General features: G+C 41.1%; 8 protein-coding genes and 2 pseudogenes. 3 read left to right on the top strand and 7 right to left on the bottom strand.

The window, feature by feature from the left end; translation table 11 throughout:
• Positions 1 to 60: 60 nt before the first annotated feature.
• The gene (locus MTF70_RS09635) at positions 61 to 240 is read right to left on the bottom strand and encodes a LysR family transcriptional regulator (protein WP_248393948.1); all 180 of its coding nucleotides are present in this window, start codon (positions 238 to 240) and stop codon (positions 61 to 63) included.
• Between the two features lie 93 nt (positions 241 to 333).
• On the opposite strand from MTF70_RS09635, the gene MTF70_RS09630 reads away from it, so the two are divergent.
• The 3 genes from MTF70_RS09630 (at position 334) to MTF70_RS09620 (ending at position 2,748) form a co-directional block, all read left to right on the top strand.
• On the top strand, positions 334 to 1,245 hold the full coding sequence (locus MTF70_RS09630) for an EamA family transporter (RefSeq protein ID WP_047104114.1): 912 nt from the start codon (positions 334 to 336) through the stop codon (positions 1,243 to 1,245).
• Between the two features lie 196 nt (positions 1,246 to 1,441).
• The gene (locus MTF70_RS09625) at positions 1,442 to 1,903 is read left to right on the top strand and encodes a carboxymuconolactone decarboxylase family protein (RefSeq protein WP_047104117.1); all 462 of its coding nucleotides are present in this window, start codon (positions 1,442 to 1,444) and stop codon (positions 1,901 to 1,903) included.
• A gap of 104 nt (positions 1,904 to 2,007) precedes the next feature.
• Positions 2,008 to 2,748 carry a helix-turn-helix domain-containing protein gene (locus MTF70_RS09620; RefSeq protein ID WP_196363361.1) on the top strand — a complete coding sequence of 247 codons (741 nt, stop codon included), beginning with the start codon at positions 2,008 to 2,010 and terminating at the stop codon, positions 2,746 to 2,748.
• 119 nt (positions 2,749 to 2,867) lie between these two features.
• On the opposite strand, the gene MTF70_RS09615 is transcribed toward MTF70_RS09620, so the two are convergent.
• The 6 genes and pseudogenes from MTF70_RS09615 to MTF70_RS09595 form a co-directional block, all read right to left on the bottom strand.
• Entirely contained in the window at positions 2,868 to 3,362 is a 495-nt protein-coding gene (locus MTF70_RS09615) for a YcxB family protein (protein ID WP_005388773.1), read from the bottom strand.
• Between the two features lie 223 nt (positions 3,363 to 3,585).
• Positions 3,586 to 3,846: a DUF5062 family protein gene (locus MTF70_RS09610; RefSeq protein WP_005376453.1), complete on the bottom strand. Its 261-nt coding sequence runs from the start codon at positions 3,844 to 3,846 to the stop codon at positions 3,586 to 3,588.
• Between the two features lie 82 nt (positions 3,847 to 3,928).
• Positions 3,929 to 4,205, bottom strand: a pseudogene (locus MTF70_RS09605) (threonine aldolase); the annotation flags it as partial.
• Positions 4,206 to 5,066 carry an immunity 49 family protein gene (locus MTF70_RS09600; protein WP_205461051.1) on the bottom strand — a complete coding sequence of 287 codons (861 nt, stop codon included), beginning with the start codon at positions 5,064 to 5,066 and terminating at the stop codon, positions 4,206 to 4,208.
• A gap of 283 nt (positions 5,067 to 5,349) precedes the next feature.
• Positions 5,350 to 5,457: pseudogene (locus MTF70_RS24435) on the bottom strand (threonine aldolase); the annotation flags it as partial.
• The gene (locus tag MTF70_RS09595) at positions 5,458 to 6,318 is read right to left on the bottom strand and encodes an immunity 49 family protein (protein WP_054577849.1); all 861 of its coding nucleotides are present in this window, start codon (positions 6,316 to 6,318) and stop codon (positions 5,458 to 5,460) included.
• Positions 6,319 to 6,621 lie beyond the last annotated feature (303 nt).

Here is a 6,621-nt window from a genome sequence, read left to right as displayed (position 1 = left end):
GTCTAACTCCCAATGAGTCAGAGCGATTATATTGGGAAAACTCTAAAACCGTGGCCAATTTTAGTTGACCACTACAGCACTGCGGTTAAATAGTCTGCAATTTAAGTTTATTTCCAGCCTTTTTAACTTCCGGCTTAGCGTGGCTAACGGGACATTAAGACGCTCAGATGCTTGTGTTAGGCTTTGATAGCGAGCAACAGAAACGAATAACAAAAGGTCATCCAAAGAGTGACGTTCCATATTTGGGATTAACCCTCTTAAATTTGGCTATTAAAAATCAAATATGAAATATATAGCATTATCGCGTCAAGTTAATTTTTATCAGGAAGATCTATGTCTAAGCATTTATCAATTTGGTGCGGTGTTGTTGTCGCTATCTTTTTTTGGTCTAGTAACTTTAACGTAATAAAGGCTATTAATAGCGATGTCTCTCCTTTGGATTCAGCGACGTTACGATTTTCCGTTGCAGCTTTAATACTCTTACTGATAAGAGGAACTAAACGCTCTCCATATGGAGCCAAACTCACACGAAAAAGTATGTTGTCGTTGTTTGTTATAGCAACCGTGGGTGTAACTATCCAAAACTTCTCTATTTTCTCTGCAATGAGCTTTACTACCCCAGTTAACGCAGCGGTTGTTCAGGCAAATCTACCACTTGTCACTATCTTGTTGTCGGGCTTTATTCTCAAAACTTCCATTTCGGTTAAAACTATTTTAGGTGCACTAATCAGTTTTTGTGGAGTGGTAATCGTCATTACAGGGGGAAATATTCATTCTATTAGCAGCAATAGTAATATTGGTGATCTATACATGTTATTTGCTTTAATTAGTGGGTGTTTATACACAATTCTAGCGAAGCGTTTAACATCTCATATCCCAGTAACTCAGCAGTTACGTTGGGTGTTAAGTATTGGTGCCATTCAAATGGTCGCTATAGCGATGTACCACGGCGACTTTAGCCGTAGCTTAAATGCCATAACATTTAAAGACCTATCACTAATAGCGTACATGAGCCTGTTTGGCACTTTGATCGCTTATTACTTTTGGATGAAAGGTGCTATCGTTCTTGGTCCAGATAAAATGTCTCCATTATTTAATATTATGCCGGTATTCACTCTACTGATTTCGTTCATTTCTGGTGAGCAGGCTCAATGGGAAAATGTTTTAGGCGTCTTTATCGTTGCGGCTGGCGTGTATATAGGTAACTCAGCACCTTTTGCTCGTTTACGGAAGGTGGTGGAGTAAAAATAGACGCCAACCTTAAGTCGCATTATTTAGAGCAATACTTTGTTAATTGGCATAAGTTTTCTTGGTTTCCAATAGGTACACTTTTCGCTTTCGTCGTTCACTCTTTTATCTAACTTTATTGAGTGCATGTCGAAAATCTTCAATCTTTTGCTAAGAGCGTTTTTTACTATGTAAAAAACAGAGGAGAATGACCATGAAAAAACGACTCAACTATATTGAAGTAGCGCCAAAAGCAATAGAAATCCTATACGCTCAGGAAGCTTACTTCCATGAACAATTTAGCCAATCAGAAACTATGAACATGATCATATGGGAACTGGTTAAGTTACGCATATCGCAAATCAATCAATGTGCATTTTGTATCGACATGCATAGTAAAGATGCGCTTAAGTTAGGTGAAAAGCCGGAACGCATATGGGGGCTTAGTGCATGGAAAGATATGCCATTCTACAGCGATGCAGAACACGTTGCACTAGGTTGGGCTGAATTACTAACTGCTGGCCTACCAGTAGATGATGATAGCTATCAGCTGACCTTGAATACCTTTGGAGAAGAAGCTATGGTCAACCTAACAATTGCGATCAACGCGATCAATAGTTGGAACCGAATAGTTAAGGCATTTAAGCCAAAGGTTGGAGTCTATAAACCTCGATAATTCTATTTGACGGTTCTTACTTGTAAGCCACTGCTTATACCTCAACTTAATAGGATGAAAAGTACATGTGTATCACTTTCTCATTTAAGTTGAGGTTAAATAGGATGATTCATTTGAACTTAGAATTTGATATTTTAAAACCTCAAAAGGCTTTAGCTGGCTATGTTCAAGCCATTTGGTCAGCATCCGTCAAACCTGATACGACGCAAACCGTACGTAAACAATTACTCAGTGATGCTGGTACAGGTGTGGTATTCATTTTACAGAATGAAGTACAAATAGATGGTGAGTGGCAGACGCCGGGGGTTGTCCTACTGCCTATAAGCATTCTGGCACATCAGGTCTGCCTACCGCCAGGCGCGGTGATGACTGGCGTACGCTTTCATCCTGCTGTTGGTTATCAACTATTTGGTAAACGTCTAGAACAGCTATTGCGGATTCAAGACGACCACCCTTTGGCTTCTTCTGCACTAGCAACATTTGAGTCTCTGCAAACAGCTCGTTCGCCATATGCAAGGATTTCTACGTTATATCGCTGGGTTCAAACACTGATTGAGGAATATGAACCGCAGTATGTCGGCCACATTATTGAACAACCTACAGGGACCATCAGTCAGCGCCAGAGAGAGCGCAATTTTCAGAAATGGTTGGGGATTACTCCTAAACATTACCAACGCATTAAACGAGTGAAGCACACTTTAGAGCAACTCCGAGCGCAACCCGATCTTACTTTATCGGAATTGGCGCTGGAGCAAGGCTTTTCCGATCAAGCACACATGACTAGAGAGTGTAAGCAGATTGCGCGCATGACACCGAAGCAGTATGTCCGAAAGAGAAACCTCTAAGCCTTATTAGCTTTCTACATCAAACCCAATTGATTCAGAATCGACGATATACTTGCTACAATGTTCGATCATATATCACCTACTTTTTAGAACGCTCATTCCAGCTTGATATGAGCTGGTTAGCTCGCTTTTGATGCCGCGTGCTGCTCTACCATAAACGCGATCACTTCTTCGTTTAAGCAAGATTTGCTGATGTATTGGCGTTGTTTACCAAGGTGAAGGATAAAGCCCAAATCAGTTTGTTCGAGTTGGTCGATTTCATTCCAAGCGAGGCTGCGGTCAACTTTACCGCTTTTGTAGCGCACGCCATCTGCATTCACTTCAAACACCACTTTACTGCCGCGGCTTGAGCTGATGGTTTGACGCCACAGCCACCAAGTTCTTTTGAAGTAAACGCTGCACGCTTCAATCACACTCAATACGATAAAGAACCAACCGACGTAACCGTTAGGTAGCAGTTCAAACTCCAATAAAACCACACCAAAAATTAGAAAGAGGATCCCTTTCAAATACGCTTGCGGGAACTTAACTGGCTGGCTAGTTTGATCATAACACTCAGCAAAAAATGGCTTGTCGAGTGTGTATTCTGTAGTGAATTCGAAATCTTTAGACATGTATGGTTACTTCAAGGCTTCTGTAAATGAGTATTCTTGGTTGCACTCTTGCAACGCGAGCATTGTAGCGCTTCTCTGGCTTTATCTTTAGCCCTTTTGATGCTGTTTTGTAAATCAATGATAACGAAACATTAGAAGACCTCGGTGCACTCGCCAAGATCAAACAAGGCGAACCATTTGGCTCGCCTTGTTAATTAATGACCTATATGACTTATGAGGTTTTCTACTTTAGAGGGTCGTTGTCTGGCAATGCACTGTGTATCCAGACTGCCAGTCGGTGTTTGATGCTTGCGCCGTCTAGCTTGCTTTCCGGTAATGGGGTGATCTGTTTGGCATCAACCAAGAATAGGTAAATCGCTTTTACTCTTAGAGGTTGTGGTGACTGAGGAAGGTCAAAGCCTTGTAGCTTCGCCATCTTCCCACCAATCTCTAGTGCCTTCTTAACCAGTTTGTCTTCATTGTGAAGTTTGGAGCTTTTTGACATTGATAAATCCTCTTCTTCGCTTCAATTAAGAATACATGAAGTGTCGCGTATGGCGTGTTAGTAAGCTCGCATATTGATAAGTTTATGCCTTCTTACCGAGTAACTGATTGAAAAACGACCTTAATTCGTCATCACCAAGATTGAGCAGGTAGTCACCAATATACCATTCAACAATCGATTGATTTGGATGTGCCGTGACTTGCGGGTTACCAAACCAAATGCCCTTTTCCGTGGCAAACGTGTGTTGGAGTTCTTTCAACTCTTCGCAGCTAAATGGCAGGATAAGGTGCAACATGTTTGCTCGAGGTGCTGCCGAACGGCATTGCTGCAGACACTACATAAGGTGTTCTATTAATGATTTATTTAGAACAAAGATCCTGTTCACCGTAAACGAGCCATTTCGGCAAATATGCGGTTTCTGGAATTGTCCAGCCATACTTATCGTATGCCAATGCAGCAAGACCAATCAGTTTCAGAGAAACATTTCCTTTTGGCGAATAGCGAACATCTTCATTCATGTAGAACTGATAATGCGCCTCTAACGCATCTCTCAGTGCTTCTTGATAATGTGACTCATCGCCATCGATAATGGCAACAAACACATTCACAAATGGAATAAACAAAGAGTGTACATATGGCACTCTGGTTGATTCTAAGTATTGCGGGGAGGATTTCTCCATCACAGTTTGCAATAACTCTGGTAACGCTGATGAATTGCTAAATACACCGTTAACAAACTCGACTAGCGCAACATTAAACGGCGTCTTTATAGAAACTAACGACTCATCCATGATGGTCATCAGCTCTACGCAGCGCCAATCTCTCGCTGCCATTGCTAAACAGATTTCATCCAACCAAGCATCCATTGTTCCTTCTGCAACAGAACGGTTACCCACTTCCGAAAAGTGTCGGTGCCCAACGGAAAATTCAACCACTTGGTCTGAATGATTGGCCAGCAAGTACACGTTATTCAGTAACTCAAGCGCCCTTTTTATGTAAGCTGGCGAGGCCTGATGTTGTCCGAATTCGGAAGCGGTGAAGAATGCCTCAAGCGAATCCCAAGCATCGCCTTTCATTCTTTTAAGAGGTTGCTTATAAAAAGATTGTTTTTCATCAAGCATTCTTTCCCAGAAGCTGTAGAAATCTTCATCTTCTTCACGAAAAATACGCAATTTTCTTTCTTCAGGTATCTCTAAATAATGATTCTTCATTGGTTCCATCGTTCCCTAGCCTCTCATTATAAGTTGTTCTAATTTTTTGCCGTGATGATATTCATACTCAAAATCAAGCCGTGAATGATGCCGAAGTTGATTTATAAAATCAATTTATAATCAGTATGTTGTATCGAAAGTTAATGCTTAATTGAAATGAATCGAAAAGCCGCCTGTGTCCAGTTAGTTGTTTTGTAACAAGGTTTCGGCATAAGGCTACGATGATTAACTGATGTAGCCGATCAGATCGTAACTTCCTGATTTAGTTCCATCGAATTACGCAACAAAGCCCAATGATCTTGTAGATTTGTTTTGTTCGCTCAAACAGAGCCCGCAGCTGAGCCAACCTTTCATCGAACGGCATTGCTTCAGACACTGCATAAGGTGTTCTATTAATGATTTATTTAGAACAAAGATCATGCTCACCGTAAACAAGCCATTTAGGTAAATATGCGGCTTCTGGAATCGTCCAGCCATACTTATCGTATGCTAATGCAGCAAGACCAGTCAGTTTCAGAGAAACATTTCCTTTTGGCGAATAGCGAACATCTTCATTTATGTAGAACTGGTAATGCGCCTCTAACGCATCCCTCAGTGCCTCTTGATAATGTGCCTCATCGCCATCGATAATGGCAACAAACACATTCACAAATGGAATAAACAAAGAGTGTACATATGGCACTCTGGTTGATTCTAAGTATTGCGGAGAAGATTTCTCCATCACCGTTTGCAATAACTCAGGTAATGCTGATGAATTGCTAAATACACCGTTAACAAACTCGACCAGCGCAACATCGAAAGGATCTTTTAAACGCACTAACGACTCATCCATGATGGTCATCAGCTCTACGCAGCGCCAATCTCTCGCGGCCATCGCTAAACAGATTTCATCCAACCAAGCATCCATCGTTCCCCCTGCAATAGAACGGTTACCTACTTCCGAAAAATGTCGGTGCCCAACGGAGAATTCAACAACTTGCTCTGAATGATTGGCCAGTAAGTAGACGTTATTCAATAACTCAAGCGCTCTTTTTATATAAGCTGGCGAGGCCTGATGTTGTCCATATTTTGAAGCAGTAAAAAATGCCTGAAGCGAATCCCAAGCATCGCCTTTCATTCTTTTAAGAGGTTGCTTATAAAAAGATTGTTTTTCATCAAGCATTCTTTCCCAGAAGCTGTAGAAATCTTCATCTTCTTCACGAAAAATACGCAATTTTCTTTCTTCAGGTATCTCTAAATAATGATTCTTCATTGGTTCCATCGTTCCCTAGCCTCGCATTATAAGTTGTTCTAATTTTTTGCTGTGATGATATTCATCCTCAAAATCAAGCCGTGAATGATGCCGAAGTTGATTTATAAAATCAATTTATAATCAGTATGTTGTATCGAAAGTTAATGCTTAATTGAAATGAATCGAAAAGCCGAAAAACATTTGAAATATAAGGCTACCGCACAAGCCGCGATGGGTAAGCCAGAACGTACCTGTCCATAAACAGTGGACGACGAACACTGACTTTGTGGAGTAAAGATAGACAGATATTCACCATTGTGTTCGCCTTTCTTT

The sequence above is a fragment of the Vibrio sp. 2CM40D genome, assembly GCF_023161825.1.
Lineage (GTDB): Bacteria > Pseudomonadota > Gammaproteobacteria > Enterobacterales > Vibrionaceae > Vibrio > Vibrio alginolyticus.
The sequence above is the reverse complement of the archived record's forward strand: the minus strand, read 5'-3'. Positions and strand labels throughout refer to the sequence as shown.

Bases quoted from the DNA above. Each gene is read 5' to 3' on its own strand.
- MTF70_RS09635 (WP_248393948.1), bottom strand. From the start codon at position 240: ATGGAACGTCACTCTTTGGATGACCTTTTGTTATTCGTTTCTGTTGCT.
- MTF70_RS09630 (WP_047104114.1), top strand. From the start codon at position 334: ATGTCTAAGCATTTATCAATTTGGTGCGGTGTTGTTGTCGCTATCTTT.
- MTF70_RS09625 (WP_047104117.1), top strand. From the start codon at position 1,442: ATGAAAAAACGACTCAACTATATTGAAGTAGCGCCAAAAGCAATAGAA.
- MTF70_RS09620 (WP_196363361.1), top strand. From the start codon at position 2,008: ATGATTCATTTGAACTTAGAATTTGATATTTTAAAACCTCAAAAGGCT.
- MTF70_RS09615 (WP_005388773.1), bottom strand. From the start codon at position 3,362: ATGTCTAAAGATTTCGAATTCACTACAGAATACACACTCGACAAGCCA.
- MTF70_RS09610 (WP_005376453.1), bottom strand. From the start codon at position 3,846: ATGTCAAAAAGCTCCAAACTTCACAATGAAGACAAACTGGTTAAGAAG.
- MTF70_RS09600 (WP_205461051.1), bottom strand. From the start codon at position 5,066: ATGGAACCAATGAAGAATCATTATTTAGAGATACCTGAAGAAAGAAAA.
- MTF70_RS09595 (WP_054577849.1), bottom strand. From the start codon at position 6,318: ATGGAACCAATGAAGAATCATTATTTAGAGATACCTGAAGAAAGAAAA.